At 61.7% G+C, this 19,180-nt stretch carries 14 protein-coding genes; 9 read left to right on the plus strand and 5 right to left on the minus strand.

Annotated features, from left to right (window positions below; genetic code table 11):
- Positions 1-50: 50 nt before the first annotated feature.
- Both xdhC and guaD read left to right on the plus strand, forming a co-directional pair.
- Entirely contained in the window at positions 51-893 is an 843-nt protein-coding gene (gene xdhC / locus PSH57_RS19670; RefSeq protein WP_305384976.1) for a xanthine dehydrogenase accessory protein XdhC, read from the plus strand.
- Between the two features lie 19 nt (positions 894-912).
- Entirely contained in the window at positions 913-2,217 is a 1,305-nt protein-coding gene (guaD, locus tag PSH57_RS19675; RefSeq protein ID WP_305384977.1) for a guanine deaminase, read from the plus strand.
- A 138-nt stretch (positions 2,218-2,355) separates the two neighbouring features.
- Here guaD and PSH57_RS19680 read toward each other — a convergent pair whose 3' ends face one another.
- The gene (locus PSH57_RS19680; RefSeq protein WP_003183531.1) at positions 2,356-3,120 is read right to left on the minus strand and encodes a GntR family transcriptional regulator; all 765 of its coding nucleotides are present in this window, start codon (positions 3,118-3,120) and stop codon (positions 2,356-2,358) included.
- 241 nt (positions 3,121-3,361) lie between these two features.
- On the opposite strand from PSH57_RS19680, the gene PSH57_RS19685 reads away from it, so the two are divergent.
- Positions 3,362-4,552 (plus strand): benzoate/H(+) symporter BenE family transporter, encoded by a 1,191-nt coding sequence (locus tag PSH57_RS19685; protein WP_305384978.1) that lies wholly within the window; start codon positions 3,362-3,364, stop codon positions 4,550-4,552.
- A 158-nt stretch (positions 4,553-4,710) separates the two neighbouring features.
- Here the strand turns inward: PSH57_RS19685 and PSH57_RS19690 are convergent, their stop codons facing one another.
- Entirely contained in the window at positions 4,711-5,055 is a 345-nt protein-coding gene (locus PSH57_RS19690; protein WP_305384980.1) for a YggL family protein, read from the minus strand.
- Positions 5,056-5,285: 230 nt separating this feature from the next.
- Here PSH57_RS19690 and dacB point away from each other — a divergent pair, with 230 nt between their 5' ends.
- A complete protein-coding gene (gene dacB / locus PSH57_RS19695; RefSeq protein WP_305384981.1) occupies positions 5,286-6,752 on the plus strand; it encodes a D-alanyl-D-alanine carboxypeptidase/D-alanyl-D-alanine endopeptidase in 1,467 nt (488 codons plus the stop codon).
- Between the two features lie 124 nt (positions 6,753-6,876).
- Here dacB and PSH57_RS19700 read toward each other — a convergent pair whose 3' ends face one another.
- Positions 6,877-9,261: a sensor domain-containing diguanylate cyclase gene (locus tag PSH57_RS19700; protein ID WP_305384982.1), complete on the minus strand. Its 2,385-nt coding sequence runs from the start codon at positions 9,259-9,261 to the stop codon at positions 6,877-6,879.
- 143 nt (positions 9,262-9,404) lie between these two features.
- Complete coding sequence (gene rlmKL / locus PSH57_RS19705; protein WP_305384984.1) at positions 9,405-11,675, minus strand: bifunctional 23S rRNA (guanine(2069)-N(7))-methyltransferase RlmK/23S rRNA (guanine(2445)-N(2))-methyltransferase RlmL; 2,271 nt, start codon at positions 11,673-11,675, stop codon at positions 9,405-9,407.
- Between the two features lie 531 nt (positions 11,676-12,206).
- Between rlmKL and rmf the strand changes: the two genes are divergently transcribed.
- Entirely contained in the window at positions 12,207-12,422 is a 216-nt protein-coding gene (gene rmf / locus PSH57_RS19710; RefSeq protein ID WP_003223300.1) for a ribosome modulation factor, read from the plus strand.
- 307 nt (positions 12,423-12,729) lie between these two features.
- Here the strand turns inward: rmf and PSH57_RS19715 are convergent, their stop codons facing one another.
- A complete protein-coding gene (locus tag PSH57_RS19715; protein ID WP_305390432.1) occupies positions 12,730-13,749 on the minus strand; it encodes a quinone-dependent dihydroorotate dehydrogenase in 1,020 nt (339 codons plus the stop codon).
- 237 nt (positions 13,750-13,986) lie between these two features.
- On the opposite strand from PSH57_RS19715, the gene PSH57_RS19720 reads away from it, so the two are divergent.
- The 4 genes from PSH57_RS19720 to PSH57_RS19735 all read left to right on the plus strand — a co-directional run bounded on the left by PSH57_RS19720 (position 13,987) and on the right by PSH57_RS19735 (position 19,176).
- On the plus strand, positions 13,987-15,198 hold the full coding sequence (locus PSH57_RS19720) for a CmpA/NrtA family ABC transporter substrate-binding protein (RefSeq protein ID WP_305384985.1): 1,212 nt from the start codon (positions 13,987-13,989) through the stop codon (positions 15,196-15,198).
- Positions 15,199-15,212: 14 nt separating this feature from the next.
- Positions 15,213-15,788: an ANTAR domain-containing response regulator gene (locus tag PSH57_RS19725; RefSeq protein ID WP_047227152.1), complete on the plus strand. Its 576-nt coding sequence runs from the start codon at positions 15,213-15,215 to the stop codon at positions 15,786-15,788.
- 496 nt (positions 15,789-16,284) lie between these two features.
- Complete coding sequence (locus PSH57_RS19730; protein WP_305384987.1) at positions 16,285-17,496, plus strand: nitrate/nitrite transporter; 1,212 nt, start codon at positions 16,285-16,287, stop codon at positions 17,494-17,496.
- 9 nt (positions 17,497-17,505) lie between these two features.
- Complete coding sequence (locus PSH57_RS19735; RefSeq protein ID WP_305384988.1) at positions 17,506-19,176, plus strand: bifunctional protein-serine/threonine kinase/phosphatase; 1,671 nt, start codon at positions 17,506-17,508, stop codon at positions 19,174-19,176.
- Positions 19,177-19,180: the final 4 nt, after the last annotated feature.

The following is a 19,180-nucleotide window of genomic DNA, read 5'->3' on the forward strand; positions in this document are numbered from 1 at the left end:
AGCTTGCTCGCGATGAGGCCGGAACAGACAACAGAGATGTCGAGGTGAATATGTACAACTGGATCAGCGCCCTCGCCGACCTGCAAGATCGCGGTGAACCCTGCGTGCTGGTGACGATCATCGAAGAACTCGGCTCGACCCCGCGCAATGCCGGTTCGAAGATGGTGATCAGCGCCAGCCAGACGTTCGACACCATCGGTGGCGGGCACCTGGAATACAAAGCCATGGAACTCGCTCGGCAGATGCTCGCCAGCGGCCAGCAAAGCACCCATCTGGAGCGCTTCAGCCTCGGCGCCAGCCTGGGCCAGTGCTGCGGCGGCGTGACCGTGCTGCTGTTTGAACCCATGGGCCAGGTCCAGGCGCAGATTGCCGTGTTCGGCGCCGGCCATGTCGGCCGTGCCCTGGTGCCGCTGCTGGCGAGCCTGCCCTGCAAGGTGCGCTGGATCGACTCCCGGGAAGCGGAGTTCCCCGAACACCTGCCCCACGGCGTGCGCAAGATCGTCAGCGAAGAGCCGCTGGATGAAATCGACGAACTGCCCGCCGGCAGCTACTGCATCGTCATGACCCACAACCATCAGCTCGACCTGGAACTGAGCGCCGCGATCCTCAAGCGCAACGACTTCGCCTACTTCGGCCTGATTGGTTCGAAAACCAAACGGGTCAAGTTCGAACATCGCCTGCGTGATCGTGGCTTCGACAGCAGCACCTTGCAACGCATGCGCTGCCCGATGGGCATCGGCGACGTCAAAGGCAAGTTGCCTGTGGAAATCGCCATCTCCATCGCCGGTGAAATCATCGCCACCTATAACGCGGATTTCGGCCAGCACACCACGCGCGCCGAACCGATTGCCAAGCTGCTGCCGGCCTCGCGCCGCAGCCAGGCGAACCGTTGAACAATCGTTGAGAACTCCCATGCCCCTGACACGTAAAGCCTACCGCGCCGCCCTGCTCCACAGCCTCGCCGACCCTGCCGAAGTCGGCATTGAAGCGTCCTATGAATATTTTGAAGACGGCCTGCTGGTGGTAGAAAACGGCCAGATCAGCGCCATCGGCCACGCCAGCGAGTTGCTGCCGACCCTGGCGGCCGACATCCAGATCACTCACTACCAGGACGCGCTGATCACGCCCGGCTTCATCGACACCCACATCCACCTGCCGCAGACCGGCATGGTCGGGGCCTACGGCGAGCAATTGCTGGACTGGCTCAACACCTACACCTTCCCCTGCGAAAGTCAGTTCGCCGACAAAGCCCACGCCGACGCCGTGGCCGATATTTTCGTCAAGGAACTGCTGCGCAACGGCACCACCACCGCGCTGGTGTTCGGCAGTGTGCACCCGCAATCGGTCAACGCATTTTTCGAGGTGGCCGAGAAACTCGACCTGCGAATGATCGCCGGCAAAGTGATGATGGATCGCAACGCCCCGGACTACCTGACCGACACTGCTGAATCCAGCTACACCGAAAGCAAAGCGCTGATCGAACGCTGGCACGGCAAAGGCCGCCTGCATTACGCCGTGACCCCGCGTTTTGCGCCGACCAGCACGCCGGAACAACTGGCCCTGGCGGGTCAGTTGCTGGGGGAATATCCCGACCTGTACATGCAGACTCACATCAGTGAAAACCTGCAGGAAGTGCAATGGGTCAAGGAGCTGTTTCCAGAGCGCAAAGGTTATCTGGACGTCTACGACCACTACCAACTGCTCGGCGAACGTTCGGTGTTCGCCCACGGCGTGCACCTGTGTGACGACGAATGCGCGCGCCTGGCTGAGACCGGTTCGGCCATCGCGTTCTGCCCGACCTCGAACTTTTTCCTCGGCAGCGGCCTGTTCAACCTGCCAATGGCCGAGAAGCACAAAGTGAACGTAGGGTTGGGCACGGACGTCGGTGGCGGCACCAGCTTCTCGTTGCTGCAAACCCTGAACGAAGCCTACAAGGTGATGCAGTTGCAGGGCGCCCGCCTGAGTCCGTTCAAGTCGCTGTACCTGGCCACGCTTGGCGGCGCTCGGGCCTTGCGCCTGGAAGACCGGATCGGGACTTTACAGCCGGGCAGCGATGCGGACTTTTTGGTACTGGACTACAGCGCCACGCCGCTCTTGGACTATCGACTGAAGCAGGCCCGGGACATTGCCGAGAAGTTGTTTGTGTTGATGACGCTGGGGGATGACCGCGCGGTGGCGCAGACTTATGCGGCGGGCCAGTTGGTGCATCAGCGGTAGATCTTTAGCGCTTGTCAGACCGCTTTCGCGAGCAAGCCCGCTCCCACATTTGATCCGCGTATGTCATGACAACACGGTCAAATGTGGGAGCGGGCTTGCTCGCGAAGGGGGCGACACGGTGCCGCTGACTCAACTCAATCAGAGCTTGGCCGTCGACCGCCCAGGCTTCTTGCTCTGCAGCAAATGCGAAAAAACCGCATGCAGATCATCCGACGCGCTTTCTTCGTCGAGGTTGAGCTTGCTGTCGATGTGGTCCATGTGGTGCATCATCAGGTCCACCGCCAGGGTGGCGTCGCGGGCCTCGATGGCGTCGATCAACTGAGTGTGTTCGTCGTAGGAACAGTGGGAGCGGTTGCCGCTTTCGTACTGGGCGATGATCAGCGAGGTTTGGGACACCAGGCTGCGCTGAAAGCTGATCAGCGGGGCGTTCTTCGCCGCCTCGGCCAGCTTGAGGTGGAACTCGCCCGACAGGCGGATGCCGGCGCCGCGGTCACCGCGGGAAAAACTGTCGCGCTCGTCGCTGACCATCTGCCGCAGCTCAGCCAGTTGTTCGGCCGTGGCATGCTGCACCGCCAGTTCGGTGATCGCCCTTTCCACCAGGCGCCGGGCCATGAATACCTGACGGGCCTCTTCGACACTCGGGCTGGCCACCACGGCGCCGCGATTGGGCCGCAACAGCACCACGCCTTCGTGGGCCAGACGCGACAGCGCACGGCGAATGATGGTGCGGCTGACCCCGAAAATCTCCCCCAACGCCTCTTCGCTCAACTTTGTACCGGGCGCCAGGCGCTGTTCGAGGATGGCCTCGAAAATATGCGCATAGACAATATCGTCCTGGGTTCCGCTGCGGCCGGCTTTGCCTGCTCGCGGTTGTTTCTTGAGGGGCTGCAACTGTTCGTTCATGGGCACTCGAGTCGGGAGAACTGCGGCGAATTGACCGTGACTGTAATACGCCTCAGCGAGTTGCTGACAAGTATCACGTAAATAATACGGCGATTGTACACAACCTCTGATGGCAACACGACTGTACGGCTGTTTGCGGACGTGGCTGTATTGCAATCGGCAACGGGGTTGAGTTTAGGCTTAAACCCCAAACCTGTGGCCCCAGCCCTCCTGCAATTTACAACAAGGACCACCGCCCACCATGACCGAAGTCACGACCACGCCACTTCGCCCGCTGGCCGATACGGCGCCATCGGCCATCGTCGCCGGTTTCATCGCAATGATGACCGGCTATACCAGTTCGCTGGTGTTGATGTTCCAGGCCGGGCAGGCGGCAGGGCTGACCAGCGGGCAGATTTCTTCGTGGATCTGGGCGATTTCCATCGGCATGGCTGTGTGCTCCATTGGTCTGTCGTTGCGGTATCGCACACCGATCACCATCGCCTGGTCGACACCCGGCGCGGCGCTGCTGATCACCAGCCTGGGCGGGGTCAGTTATGGCGAAGCCATCGGCGCCTACATCACCTGCGCGGTGCTGGTGACAATCTGTGGCCTGACCGGTAGCTTCGAGCGCCTGGTCAAGCGCATTCCGGCCTCGCTGGCGGCGGCGTTGCTGGCGGGGATCCTGTTCAAGATCGGCAGCGAGATTTTCGTCGCCGCCCAGCATCGAACCGGCCTGGTGCTGGGGATGTTTTTCACCTACCTGATCGTCAAGCGCCTGTCGCCGCGCTACGCGGTGCTGGCAGCGTTGCTGATCGGTACAGCGCTGTCAGGTTTGATGGGGCTCCTGGACTTCAGCGGCTTTGCCCTGGAAGTCGCCACACCGGTATGGACCACGCCACACTTCTCCCTGGCGGCCACCATCAGCATCGGCATTCCACTGTTCGTGGTGGCGATGACCTCGCAAAACATGCCTGGCGTCGCCGTGCTGCGGGCAGACGGTTACAACGTGCCGGCCTCGCCGCTGATCACCAGCACAGGCATCGCCTCGCTGCTGCTGGCACCGTTCGGCTCCCACGGCATTAACCTGGCGGCCATCAGCGCGGCCATTTGCACCGGGCCCCATGCCCATGAGGATCGTAACAAACGCTACACGGCAGCGGTCTGGTGCGGGATTTTCTACGGGATTGCCGGCGTGTTCGGCGCGACACTGGCGGCATTGTTCGCGGCGCTGCCCAAGGAGCTGGTACTGTCCATCGCGGCGTTGGCGCTGTTCGGTTCAATCATCAATGGCTTGAGCATCGCCATGAGCGAAGCCCGGGAACGCGAAGCGGCGCTGGTCACCTTCATGGTCACGGCATCGGGGTTGACGCTGTTTTCCATCGGTTCGGCGTTCTGGGGGATTGTGGCGGGGGTGTTGACCTTGCTGATCCTGAACTGGCGTAACGCCTGACAGCATCGCGAGCAGGCTCGCTCCCACAGGGGGATTTGTGTCGCTCACATAACCTTGTGGGAGCCAGCCTGCTCGCGAAGGCGGCCTGAAGGTCACCCAATCCATAACTGACAGGCACAAAAAAACCGGCGCCCGAAAGGGCTGCCGGTTTCAGACCATCAAGCGACCGGATTGATCGGCTTTTCCGGGTACCAGACGTCCATCAGCGGGCTGACTTCAACACTGGTCAGCTCAGGACGCGCCTTGAGCCAGGCTTCAACGGCCGCACGCTGCTCTTCGGACACCGAGCCACGCTTCTGCAGGCAAACCAGACCGTAGTCGTCGCCGCCAACATAGCCCAGGCCATTGGCTTCCATGGCTTGTTTCAGGAAAGCGTCGAGGAAAGCGTCAACGGCCTCATCGGCCAGATCTTCTTTGAAATCCAGGTTCAGTTCGAAACCCAGCTCTTGAAATTCATCCACGCACAGTTTTTTGCGCAGACGCTGGGAACGGTTAGTCGCCATTGGAACAATCCTCATAAGTAATAACGGCCGGCACTCTACCAGTTTGGTGCACCGTTTGCCCGCCTGATCGGGTGTGTGGGCCTACCGTCGGTAAAAAATAGCGCCCCGAAGGGCTCAGGCACGGCACACGCCGTTGCACCTTGGGGCATAATGCCGACACTTTCATGACGTTGAGGGCGTTCATTTTCATGCCCTCGTTTTTTCCCCCTCGCCCGTAGGGTTTTATTTCAATGATCAAATCTTTGCGTCCACTGCTTTTGGCCAGCCTTCTTCTTCCCCTGGCCCTGCCGGCGTCCACCAGCGCCGCCACCATCAACACGGCCCTGACGCCCAATGTGCAAAAGGCCCTCAAGAACAGCAAGCTGCAAAACAACGCCTTGTCCCTGGTGATGATCCCGCTCAACGGCCCTGGCACCCCGACCCTGTACAACGCCGATGTCTCGGTGAACCCGGCCTCCACCATGAAACTGGTGACCACCTATGCCGCCCTGGAGATGCTGGGGCCCAATCACCAGTGGAAAACCGAGTTCTACACCGACGGCACCCTCAGCGGCGGGATTCTCAACGGCAACCTGTACCTCAAGGGTGGCGGCGACCCCAAGCTGAACATGGAAAAGCTCTGGCTACTGATGCGCGACTTGCGGGCCAACGGCGTGCAACAGGTCACCGGTGATCTGGTGCTGGACCGTGGTTTCTTCGTCAAACCGCAGTTGCCTGAATTCAACGACGACGGCAACGACAAAAACAAACCGTTTTTGGTCAAGCCTGATTCTCTGCTGGTCAACCTCAAGGCCCTGCGTTTTGTCGCCCGCAATGACGCCGGTCGGGTGCTGGTGTCGGTGGAGCCGCCGATCGCCAGCATTCGTATCGAAAACCAGGTCAAGGCACTCAACTCCAAAAAATGCACCGGTGGCGTGCGCTATAACCCGGTGCCCCAGGCGGACGGCAGCGTGACCGTCACCGTCGGCGGCCAGCTCGGTGACGGCTGCAGCTCCCAGACCTACCTGGCGCTGCTCGACCACCCTACCTACACCGCCGGAGCGGTGCGGGCGATCTGGAAGGAACTGGGCGGCAGCATCCAGGGCAAGGACCGCCTGGCGGCGACCCCGAGCAGCGCCAAGGTGTTGGCCCGGGCGTTCTCGCCGGATCTGGCGGAGATCATTCGCGACATCAACAAATACAGTAACAACACCATGGCCCAGCAATTATTCCTGAGCCTGGGCGCAGAGTTTCGCAACGAAGCCGACGGTGACGACGCCAAGGCGGCACAACGGGTGGTACGCCAGTGGCTGGCTCGCAAAGGCATCACCGCGCCGCACCTGGTCATGGAAAACGGCTCCGGCCTGTCCCGCGCCGAAAGGGTGAGTGCCCGGGAAATGGCGGCAATGCTGCAAGCCGCGTGGCGCAGCCCGTACTCCGCCGAATTCATCAGTTCGATGCCCATCGCCGGCACCGACGGCACCATGCGCAGACGTCTCAAGACCACCGCCATGGCCGGCGAAGCCCACGTCAAGACGGGCACCCTGAACACCGTTCGCGCCATCGCCGGCTACAGCCGTGACATCAACGGCAACACCTGGGCCGTGGTGGCGATCCTCAACGATCCGCGGCCATGGGGTGCGTCGTCGGTGCTGGACCAGGTGCTGCTGGACCTGTATCGCCAGCCGAAACTGCCACAGACGGCTTCGGTGCTCTAAACCCGTACAAATTAACTGTGGGAGCGAGCCTGCTCGCGATGCGTCAGCCAGTGAACAGAAATGTTGAATGGCACACCGTTATCGCGAGCAGGCTCGCTCCCACATTGATCCCCGGCGGAGACGCCTACCCCAACTGCGCCTCAACCCGATCCCGTCCGGCCTGCTTGGCCACGTACACTCCCGAGTCGGCTCGCAACAGCAGCGCATCCGCCCCCTCCCCGACGCGCCAGGTGGCGATGCCGAAGCTGGCGGTGATGACACCCACATCCTCGATTGGCGCGCTGCGCAGCCCCTCCCACAACCCCACGGCCAAAGCATGGGCGCTTTCGCCGTCGGTGTCCGGGCACAACACCACGAACTCTTCACCGCCCAGCCGGCAGAACACGTCGGTCCGTCTCAGCCGTTGAGTGATACGCTGGCAAACCGCCTGCAACACCCGATCGCCCACTGCGTGGCCGTGCTGATCGTTGATACGTTTGAAGTGGTCGATGTCGAGCATGATGACCGCCAACTCCCCGGTGCCCCGCTCCACCCGGGCCATCTCCGTGGTCAGGCGCTCCTGGAAATAGCGCCGGTTGCGAATACCTGTCAGGGCGTCGGTCACTGACAAGGCTCGCAGTTCCTCTTCCACCCGTTTGAGATCGGAAATGTCGGAAATATAACCGTGCCACAACACCCCGCCGCCCGGCAGCTCCTCAGGTGTGGCTTCGCCGCGCACCCAACGCAACCCACGCTGCGGCAGTTGCAGGCGATACTCCTCCCGCCATGGGCTCAGGGTGTCGGCCGAAGTCCGGATCGATCTGCGCACGCGCGCACTGTCCAGCGGATGGATGCGCGAGAAAATCGATTCGGCGTTGCGCACCAGTATCTCGGGCTCCAGCTCGTAGATATCGCGAATGCCGTCGCTGGCATAAATCACGCTGAAACGCCCATTGAAATCCATCTTGAACTGGTAGATGCCTCCGGGCACGTGAGCACTGAGCTTTTTCAGCAACAGGTCCCGCGCGGCCAGGGCCTCGTGAACGCGCTTGCGTTCGGTGATGTCGATGCAGATGGCCAGATGGCCAATCCACAGTCCCTGATCATCCAGCATCGGTGTGGCCAGCATGTTCACAGTCAGATGAGTGCCATCGCGGCGCACCAGCGTCCACTCCCGGGCTTGCTGACCACCCTGTTCGCCGCCTTCGACCAACATGGCGTGGCAGGTGGGAATCGGTTTGCCATAACGCGCTGCAAGTTGTACGGCCCGGGCCTGGAGCTCGCGCGGCAAGTGGAGGCTTTCGAGGGTCATGCTGTGCAGGACCTCGCCGCTGTCGTAGCCAAGCATCTGTTCGGCGCCCGCATTGAACGTGGTTATCACCCCGCGCAGATCCGTGGCGATGATCGCAACCTGGGTCGCGGCATCCAGCACACCTCGCAACTGGCCGTGGGTACCCCGCAGCTCCTGCTCACGCTCGCGCAGCTCCCGGGTCCGCAGCTCTACCAGTTGCAGGGCCCGCTGTCGCTGGCTGACCAACACATACAGCAGGGCACTGAGGAGCAGGCTGAGCAAGCCACCCAATACCACCAGGCTTGCCACCGAAGAGGGGTTGGTGGACAGAAAGATGCGACTGGGCCGCAACTCTATCCGATAGTCGCGGTCGGCCAGGCGCAACAGACGGGTCGCTGACAAGTCACTTTCGCCTGGTGGATCGAGCGACTCGAACAACACTTCCTCACGGTCGTCCGCAGACAAGTCCATGACCCGCATCGCAAGATTGTCCTGACCGGGCGCTGGCAGGCCATCACCTACCAACTGGTGCATGCTGACGGCAGCCACGACGTAACCGAACGGTTCCCTGGACCACGTCCTGGAGACCGGCGCGACCAACAACACTCCGCGCACCGTGGTGGAAGCCTCACCCACCAGGTCCAAAGGTTGCGATACCACCATGGTGTCACGTTGGCGAGCACGCTCAAGGGTGGCACGGCGCAAGGGCTGGGCGAGCAGATCCAAACCCCGTATGGCCTTGAAGGAAGGCTGACTCTGGAGGTACAGCACCGGCACGTATTCGTCCCGCTCGGCGGCCAGGCGCAGGCCACCTGAGTCGTCCGGCTCACGGATGGAAAACGTATCGCCCCCCTCGGTCCGGGCTTGTTGTTCGAACGAGGATCGTTCGTCGCGCAGCACCCGAGGCGCCCAGGCGAACGCCTGGGTGCGGCGCAATAACGCTTCGGCATAGCCATGGAATTCCCTCTCGAAAACCCCTGCCGAATTGGCAAAGAAACGCCTCAGGCTGTCGAGACGTTGCTCTTGGTCCTGAAAACGCTCCTCGATGCGGCTGAAGCGCTCCTGGGTTTGCAGTTCAAAGCGCTGGCGCAATTGCTGGTTGAACAGACTCGCCATCGCCCAGGTCAGCAAACCGGTCACGAACGCACCGGCCAGCAGCACCAGCGAAGCCACCAGCCAGGCCGACACATCTTCGCTGATAAAACCCAGGATTCTGGGGCGCACCTGATGCAATGCCATAAATACAACTCAGAAAGGGGCCAGGCATAGGTACTGCCCTGTCCACAAGCTTAAGTTATAGCTATTAGCCATCACTTTGACCAGCACAAAAAACCCCGAAAGCCTTGAGTTTCAAGGCTTCCATGGATCCAATCGGCTATAGGTCAGCGGGCCATGATCTTCCAGGCACGATGAATCTTGCCGTTTCGGGCAAAATCCGGATCAATGGTCTTGGCGGTGATCTCCTCCACCGCGTAACGCTCGCCAAGATTGTCCTCGAGCTGGAACTTGCGGAAGTTGTTGGAGAAATACAGCACGCCACCCGGCGCCAGGCGGGCCATGGCCAGGTCCAGCAACTGGACGTGGTCGCGCTGCACGTCGAACACACCTTCCATGCGCTTGGAGTTGGAGAAGGTCGGCGGGTCGATGAAGATCAGGTCGTACTCGTCGCGGCTGGCTTCAAGCCAAGCCATCACATCGCCCTGCTCCAGGCGATTCTTGTCCGAGAAGCCATTGAGCGACAGATTACGCCGCGCCCAATCCAGGTAGGTTTTCGACAGGTCGACACTGGTGGTGCTGCGCGCGCCACCCTTGGCAGCGTGGACGCTGGCGGTCGCGGTGTAGCAGAACAGATTGAGGAAGCGCTTGCCGGCCGCCTCTTTCTGGATCCGCAGGCGCATCGGCCGATGGTCGAGAAACAGCCCGGTGTCCAGGTAGTCGGTGAGGTTGACCAGCAGCTTCACGCCACCTTCATTGACCTCGGTGAACTTGCCTTGGGCGCTCTGGCGCTCGTACTGCTTGGTGCCGCTCTGGCGTTCGCGACGCTTGATCACCACGCGACTCTTGTCCACGTTCAATGCCTGGGGGATGGCCGCCAGGGCGTCGAACAGCCGGGCCGAGGCCTTTTCCGGGTCGATGGATTTTGGCGCGACGTATTCCTGGACATGAACCCAATCGTGGTACAGGTCGATGGCCATGGAGTATTCCGGCATGTCGGCGTCGTAGACCCGATAGCAGTCCACGCCTTCACGCTTGGCCCATTTACTCAGCAGCTTGAGGTTCTTTTGCAGACGGTTGGCAAACATCTGCCCGCCTTCGCTCAAACGTGCCTGCTCGACCACAGGGGCCGGAGCCGGGGCGGGTTTGATCGGGTTGCCGTTCTTGTTGTACTGGCGCTCTTGCGGTACGTCGGGCGCCTGTTCGTACTCAGCCTGCTCACGCTCGGCCTGACGCTGTTCCGGGGTACGACGCTCACCGGTGACGAACTGATCCGGCAGGACCTTGATCAGCAGCAATTTGCACGGCAAGGCGCCGTTCCAGAACGAATACTGCTTGTGACTGCGAATGCCCATGCGCTTGCCCAGGTCCGGCGCGCCGGTGAACACCGCGGCTTCCCAGTTCAGGCAGGCCTGGCGCAGGCGCTCGCCGAGGTTCTGATAGAGATAAAGCAAGCTGGCTTCGTCGCCCAGACGCTCGCCGTACGGCGGATTGCAGATCACCAGGCCTTTCTGGTTCTGGTCGGGACGGGGTTCGAAGGTAGCGACTTCACCCTGATAAATCTTGATCCACTCGCTCAGGCCGGCACGCTCGACGTTATTGCGGCCGGGCTGAATCAACCGCGGATCAGCCTCGTAGCCGCGAATCCACAGCGGCGGCTTGGCCAGCCCGGCGGCGGCACGGGCGCTGGCCTCTTCGTGCAGCTTCTTCCACAACGCCGGCACATGGCCGAGCCAGGCGGTGAACCCCCACTGCTGGCGACGCAGGTTCGGCGCCATGTCGGCGGCGATCATCCCGGCTTCGACCAGAAAGGTGCCGACGCCACACATCGGGTCGGCCAGCGCCCCGCCTTCAGCGGCAATACGCGGCCAGCCGGAGCGGATCAGGATGGCCGCGGCGAGGTTTTCCTTCAGCGGCGCGGCGCCTTGCTGCAGGCGATAACCGCGCTGATGCAGGCTGTGGCCGGAAAGGTCCAGGGAGAGGATCGCTTCGCCGCGGTCCAGGCGCAGGTGGATGCGCAAGTCCGGGTTGAGCTTGTCGATTGATGGCCGCTCGCCCGTCGGCGTGCGCAGCTTGTCAACAATGGCGTCCTTGACCTTCAAGGCACCAAAGTGGGTGTTATCGATGCCCGAGCCATGCCCGCTGAATTCCACTGCCAGAGTGCCATCGGCCAGCATGTGGTCCTGCCAGTCGACATCCAGCACGCCGTGATACAGGTCTTCGGCGTCCTTCATCGGGAAACGCTTGAGCACCAGCAACACGCGGTTGGCCAGACGTGACCACAGGCACAGGCGATAAGCCGTTTCCATGTCGGCCATGCCGCGCACGGCCGAGGTGTGCTCGCGCGCCTCTTCAAGGCCAAGCCCGACGGCTTCCTCGATGAGCAGGCCTTCAAGACCTTTGGGGCAAGTGAGGAAGAGTTCGAAACGATCGGACATGGGATTTCCAGAGCCTTTGGCTAAGTGGACCGGGCAACGCATTGCCGGGCCGGGTTCGATCAGGTGCTTTTCTCAAGAGCACCCGCGTGGCACGAAGGTGTGCCGTCCCGCCCTCGCCGCTCAGGTTAAAAAGCTTAGAGGCGAGGGCAGGTAAAAAATTCTGTGCAACAAATTGTGAAAAGTCGCCCCTTTCGTCGCATATTACCCGAGTGCAACGCAGGGACATTCGCATTCGGACAAGGGCAACGCCCTTCGACGCAGGGCCGATCATACAGGGCTCTTGCTCATTAGCGGTCAACGAACATCATGTTACTTATCGCCCTAACATCTTTATTGTTACGCGCTTATGACAAAACGATCATTCCATACATGTGACGCTTTGGTTAGAACTCAACACAGGTTGACGTCACAACGGCGCCAACACCTCGGCTCGTCACGCCGGCAACGAGCCACCCAACGGCAGAATGATTCTGCCCCGGCCTCGACAGAGGTCAACGCGAAGCAACAGTCAACAAGTGAGGGCAACACCCTATGAGAAGACTTAAGCGTGATCCGTTGGAAAGAGCTTTTTTACGCGGTTACCAATATGGCGTTGGTGGTAAATCCCGTGAGCTTTGCCCCTTTACTCTACCGTCGGTACGTCAAGCCTGGATCAATGGCTGGCGAGAAGGACGCGGCGACAACTGGGACGGTATGACCGGCACTGCGGGTATCCACAGACTCAACGAACTTCACGCCGTCGGCTGACACAGGGCTTAACACTCAAGAACTCAACAATTTGATACTCACATCGATTTAACCACGCACGTCCCATCCGGACGGCGGGCTTCGGCCCAGGGGGCTCCTTCGAGGAGCCCTTTTTAATGCCTGGGTTTCATGAACACTGCAAAAAGCGGAGCTGTGAATACAGCTGTGGCGAGGGGATTTATCCCCGCTGGGGCGCGAAGCGGCCCCAAACAGTTCACTCGTTAAACCTGACACTCTGAGGGGCTGCTGCGCAGCCCAGCGGGGATAAATCCCCTCGCCACAGTTGAATCGCGCTGCACCTTGAGAATCAACGCAGCGCGGCAATCGCATCCACCGACTCCCGAATCAACGCCGGCCCCTTATAGATAAAGCCCGAATAAATCTGCACCAGGCTCGCGCCTGCACTGATTTTCTCGGCAGCATGCTTGCCCTCGGTAATGCCACCCACTGCAATGATCGGCAGGCGTCCCGCCAGTTCGGCGGCCAGCACTTTCACGATATGGGTGCTCTTGTCCCGCACCGGCGCACCCGACAGCCCGCCCGCCTCGTCACCGTGATCCACCCCCTCGACGCCTTCGCGACCCAGCGTCGTGTTGGTGGCAATCACCGCGTCCATTCCGGTGTCGACCAGGGCCTGGGCCACTTGTGCGGTCTCTTCGTCAGTCATGTCCGGAGCGATCTTGATGGCCAGCGGCACGTGCTTGCCATGGATCACCGCCAACTCGGCGCGGCGCCGGGCCAGGTCAGCCAACAACTGCTTGAGGGAGTCGCCAAATTGCAGGCTGCGCAGCCCAGGGGTGTTGGGGGAGCTGACGTTGACCGTCACATAACTGGCATGGGCGTAGACCTTGTCCAGGCAGATCAGATAATCGTCGACCGCGCGCTCCACCGGTGTATCGAAATTCTTGCCGATGTTGATGCCCAGCACGCCCTTGTACTTGGCCGCGGCGACACGACCGAGTAAATGGTCGACACCCAGGTTGTTAAAGCCCATGCGGTTGATGATCGCCTCGGCTTGCGGCAGGCGGAAAATCCGTGGCTTGGGGTTGCCCGGCTGGGGACGCGGGGTGACGGTGCCGATTTCCACGAAACCGAACCCCAGTTGGGCAAAGCCGTCGATGGCCGCGCCATTCTTGTCCAGGCCCGCCGCCAGCCCGACCGGGTTGGGGAAATCAAGTCCCATCACAGTCACCGGCAACTTAGCCGGCGCCTTGCACAGCAGACCATTGAGGCCCAAACGTCCACCCGCGCCGATCAGGTCCAGAGACAGATCGTGGGAGGTTTCCGGGGAAAGTTTGAACAGCAGTTCACGGGCCAGGGTGTACATGGGCGGCTTGGACTCGGGCGACGAAATGAGGCGGCGATTATAGCCGGCCAACGGCGATTCAAGCGAGGCGCCTGCACAAAACAGCGGCGATGGCATATGCCTTGCACCACTTGCGTTCATCGGCACCCATGCCAACGATGGAATGAGTGCCACACTGTATTTGAAGGACAACGGCGTCGTCATCCGGCCTTGCAAGCGTCCGGATACGGCGCCTTTTTTGTGGAAAGGTGATGCGCGATGAATGAAATTCCAGCCAACCCTCTGGCCTGGGTCAACGGCAGCGATGCCCCGGAAAAGAGCGCGATCAATCTCGGCTTCATGGCCTTGAGCGACTGCGCGCCGCTGGTGGTGGCCGCCACCCAGGGCTTCGCCCAGCCTTACGGGCTGACCTTGAACCTCAAGCGCCAGGCATCCTGGGCCAACCTGCGGGACAAGCTGGTCAGCGGTGAAATCGATGCCGCCCACAGCCTGTATGGCCTGATCTACGCGGTGCATCTGGGTATCGGCGGGGTCGCGTCGACCGACATGGCGGTGTTGATGGGGCTGAACCAGAACGGCCAGAGCATCAACCTTTCCCACGGCTTGCAGGCCCAAGGCGTGACCAGTCCTGAGGCACTGGAACGGCATGTGCACCAAACTCGCCCGAAACTGACCTTCGCCCAGACCTTCCCCACCGGCACCCACGCCATGTGGCTCTATTACTGGCTCGCCGCCCAAGGCATCCATCCGCTGTCGGATGTCGACAGCGTCGTGGTGCCGCCGCCGCAAATGATCGCCCACCTGCAGGCCGGACGCATCGACGGGTTCTGCGTGGGCGAGCCGTGGTGCGCCAGCGCAGTAAAGCAGAACCTGGGCTTCACCCTGGCGACCACCCAGACCATCTGGCCCGATCACCCGGAAAAAGTCCTCGGCTGCACCCGTGCATTTGTCGAGCAATACCCCAATACCGCCCGCGCACTGGTGATGGCGATCCTGCAAGCCAGTCGCTTCATTGAGCAAAGCACCGAGAATCGCCGCAGCACTGCACAACTATTGAGTGCGCCCGAATACCTGGATGCGCCGCTGGACTGCATCGAGCCGCGCCTGTTGGGGATCTACGCCGACGGGCTGGGCAACAGCTGGCAGGACCCTCACGCGATGCGCTTCCACGGCAACGGCGAAGTGAACCTGCCCTACCTGTCCGATGGCATGTGGTTCATGACCCAGTTCCGCCGCTGGGGCCTATTGCGTGAAGACCCGGATTACCTGGCCGTGGCGCGGCAAGTCCAGCAACTCAAGCTATACCGTGAAGCCTGCGCGGCACTGGACATTGCATCGCCCCGCCAGGACATGCGCAGCAGCCAATTGATCGACGGCACCCTCTGGGACGGCTCGGATCCGACCGCTTATGCCAAAAGCTTCAAACTGCACGCCTTGAGCGATGCGGCTCCCCTCTTCGCCAGCCGCTGACAGGAGCCTCGACCATGCTGCGTATCCTGCTGATCAACGACACCGCGAAAAAAGTCGGCCGCCTCAAAGCGGCCCTGATTGAGGCCGGGTTCGAAGTCATCGACGAATCCGGATTGACCATCGACCTGCCGGCGCGCGTCGAAACAGTGCGTCCGGACGTGATCCTGATCGATACCGAGTCACCCGGGCGCGATGTCATGGAGCAAGTGGTGCTGGTCAGCCGCGATCAGCCACGACCGATCGTCATGTTTACCGACTCCCACGATCCGGATGTGATGCGCCAGGCGATCAAGTCGGGCGTAAGCGCCTACATCGTCGAAGGCATCCACGCCGCGCGCCTGCAACCGATCCTCGACGTGGCCATGGCGCGCTTCGAAAGCGACCAGGCCCTGCGCGCCCAGCTCCTGGCCCGGGACCAGCAACTGGCCGAACGCAAACGCATCGAACTGGCCAAGGGTATGCTGATGAAGATGAAAGAATGCAACGAAGAACAGGCCTACACCCTCATGCGCCGCCAGGCCATGAGCCGCCAGCAGAAGCTGATCCAGGTGGCTGAGCAGATCATTGCGATGAATGAGTTGCTCGGCTGAAAGCCTTGCAGCGCCTGGCCTGCCCCCATCGCGAGCAGGCTCGCTCCCACAGGTTCAGTGGGGAACACAGCATTCGCGAACACCCCAGATCAAGTGTGGGAGCGGGCTTGCTCGCGAAGACGGTGGGTCAGTCGATATCGATGTTGGATATGAGATTGCTTTCGCGAGCAAGCCCGCTCCCACATGGGGGATTGGGGGGCACGCAAATGCTGCATTCACCCCGAGAACCCCATGTGGGAGCGAGCCTGCTCGCGATAGCCCTCACGCCAAACCCTCCTGTTGGCACAGATCTCGCTTAAGCAACCCCACAGGTAACCAACGGCGGTTGCCCCACCTACGACAAAGACGTCGCACACCCTCCTCGCCCCCTGGCGATTCGGGTTGCGGCGTTTTTTTGTTTTGACCCCACAGTCCGGGGTCGGTGGTGCAGCCACAGGCGGCGCACTGCTTCAAGGCACTGACTCATTTCTCGAGACTTTTACAGCTGAGGTGCGCGATGAATTCAAGCTTCTGGAAATCCGGCCACACCCCGACACTGTTCGCGGCCTTCCTCTATTTCGACCTGAGTTTCATGGTCTGGTACTTGCTCGGCCCACTGGCGGTGCAAATTGCCGCCGATCTGCAACTGACCACCCAGCAACGCGGCCTGATGGTGGCTACGCCGATCCTGGCCGGTGCCGTGTTGCGCCTGTTCATGGGCTTGCTGGCTGACCGCATTTCCCCGAAAACCGCCGGTATGGTCGGCCAGGTGATTGTGATCGGTGCACTGTTCTGTGCCTGGAAACTGGGCATCCACAGCTATGAACAAGCCTTGCTGCTGGGGCTGTTCCTGGGCGTGGCCGGCGCATCGTTCGCCGTGGCCCTGCCACTGGCCTCCCAATGGTATCCGCCACAGCACCAGGGCAAGGCCATGGGCATCGCCGGCGCAGGTAACTCGGGCACCGTACTGGCAGCCTTGATCGCCCCGGTCATGGCGGTGGCATTTGGCTGGAGCAACGTGTTCGGTTTCGCGCTGATCCCGCTGATCGTGACCCTGATCCTCTTCGCCTGGCTGGCCAAGAACGCTCCCGAGCGACCAAAAGCCAAATCCATGGCCGACTACCTCAAGGCCCTGGGCGACCGGGACAGCTGGTGGTTCATGTTCTTCTACAGCGTGACCTTCGGCGGTTTCATCGGCCTGGCCAGTGCCCTGCCCGGCTACTTCAACGACCAGTACGGCCTGAGCCCGGTGACCGCCGGTTACTACACCGCCGCTTGCGTCTTCGGTGGCAGCCTGATGCGTCCATTGGGCGGCGCCCTGGCGGATCGTTTCGGTGGCATTCGCACCCTGTTGGGCATGTACACCGTCGCGGCCGTCTGCATCGCGGCAGTGGGCTTTAACCTGCCGAGCTCCTACGCGGCCCTGGCCCTGTTCGTCTGCACCATGCTCGGTTTGGGTGCGGGCAACGGCGCGGTATTCCAACTGGTGCCACAACGCTTCCGTCGCGAGATCGGCGTGATGACCGGGTTGATCGGCATGGCCGGCGGCATCGGCGGTTTCGCCCTGGCGGCAGGCATGGGCGCGATCAAGCAGAGCACCGGCAGCTATCAACTGGCGCTGTGGCTGTTCGCCAGCCTCGGCGTTCTGGCCTGGTTCGGCCTGTACGGCGTCAAGCGTCGCTGGAGGACCACCTGGGGTTCGGCTGCTGTCACCGCGGCTCGGGTATAAATAGCACCCATGAGCCTGCAACTGAGTTTTGCCGAAGCCAGTGCCATTGGCCCTCGGGAGGAAAACCAGGACGCCCTGCGCCTGGTGACCCCGGCGCCGGCCCTGGCTGCCAGCAAGGGGTACCTGTTCGCCATCGCCGACGGTGTGAGCCAATGCGCCGATGGTGGACTGGCCGCCCGTTCGACCTTGCAGGCCCTGGCCCTGGATTACTATTCCACGCCGCAAACCTGGGGGGTGGCCCAAGCACTGGACCGGCTGTTGCTGGCTCAGAATCGCTGGCTACAGGCCAATGGTGGCGGGCAACCGTTGCTCACCACCGTCAGCGCCCTGGTCCTGCGGGGCCGGCGCTTCACCCTGGCCCACGTGGGCGATTGCCGGGTCTACCGCTGGCACGACAATCATCTGCAACGGGTCAGTGAGGATCACGTCTGGGAACAACAGGGCATGCAGCACGTGCTCAAGCGTGCCCTGGGGCTGGATCAGCACCTGATCCTGGACTTCCTCGATGGTGAACTGCGCACCGAGGAGACCTTCGTACTGCTCAGCGATGGCGTCTGGGCGGTTCTGGGGGACACGGCCATCGCCGGTATCCTTCGCGACCAGCCGGATTTGGACATTGCGGCGCAAACCCTGGTCAACGCTGCGCACCTGGCCGGCAGCCAGGACAACGCCAGCGCCCTGCTGGTGCGGGTCGATGCGGTGGGCGAAGCAAGCATTGGCGATGCACTGGCCCAACTGCAGCAATGGCCCCTTCCCCCGGCATTGAAACCGGGGCAAGCGTTCGAGGGCTGGGAGATCGAAGGCCTGCTCGGCCAGAGCCAGCAATCGTTGCTCTACCGGGTACACGATGGCCAGGGCCAACCGTGGTTGCTGAAAACCTTGCCAGGGCATCTACGGGACGATACCCAGGCCGGGCAGTCGTTGCTGTCGGAAGAGTGGTTCCTCAAGCGGGTCGCAGGGCGGCAATTTCCGGAAGTCCACGGCGTTCCCCAACGTCAGCATTTGTACTACGTCATGCGGGAATATTCGGGCAAAACCCTGGCCGAGCTGTTCAACCAGGGCGGCCCGCTGCCTCTGCCTCAGTGGCAGGACCTGGCACAGCGGCTGGTCCACGCGGTGGGTCTGTTGCATCGAAGGCAGATCTTTCACCGCGATATCAAGCCGGAGAACCTGCACCTGGGCGCTGATGGCGAACTGCGCTTGCTGGATTTCGGACTGGCGTATTGCCCGGGATTATCTGAAGACCAGGCCAACCTGCTGCCCGGCACACCCAGCTATATCGCCCCGGAAGCCTTCGGCGGCACTGCCCCCACGGCCCAACAGGATTTGTATGCCGTCGGCGTGACTTTGTATTTCCTGCTGACCGGGCATTATCCCTACGGCGAAATCGAGGCGTTCCAGCGACCGCGCTTTGGCGTACCGGTCAGTGCTCAACGCTATCGACCGGATCTGGCCGAATGGCTCGGGCAAAGCCTGGAGCGTGCCGTGGCGGCAGATCCTGGGCAGCGCTTTGAAACCGCCGAGGAATGGCTGTTACTGCTGGAACAGGGCGAACGCCGCAGTTTGAGCGTCAGGCCCCGGCCGTTGCTGGAGCGTGAGCCGCTGAAGGTCTGGCGCACGTTGGCGCTGGTGTCTTTGCTGGTGAATATTGTGCTGCTCTTTCTGGTGTTCCATAGCTGAGATC

It is taken from the genome of Pseudomonas hefeiensis (genome assembly GCF_030687835.1).
Taxonomy (GTDB): Bacteria; Pseudomonadota; Gammaproteobacteria; order Pseudomonadales; family Pseudomonadaceae; genus Aquipseudomonas; species Aquipseudomonas hefeiensis.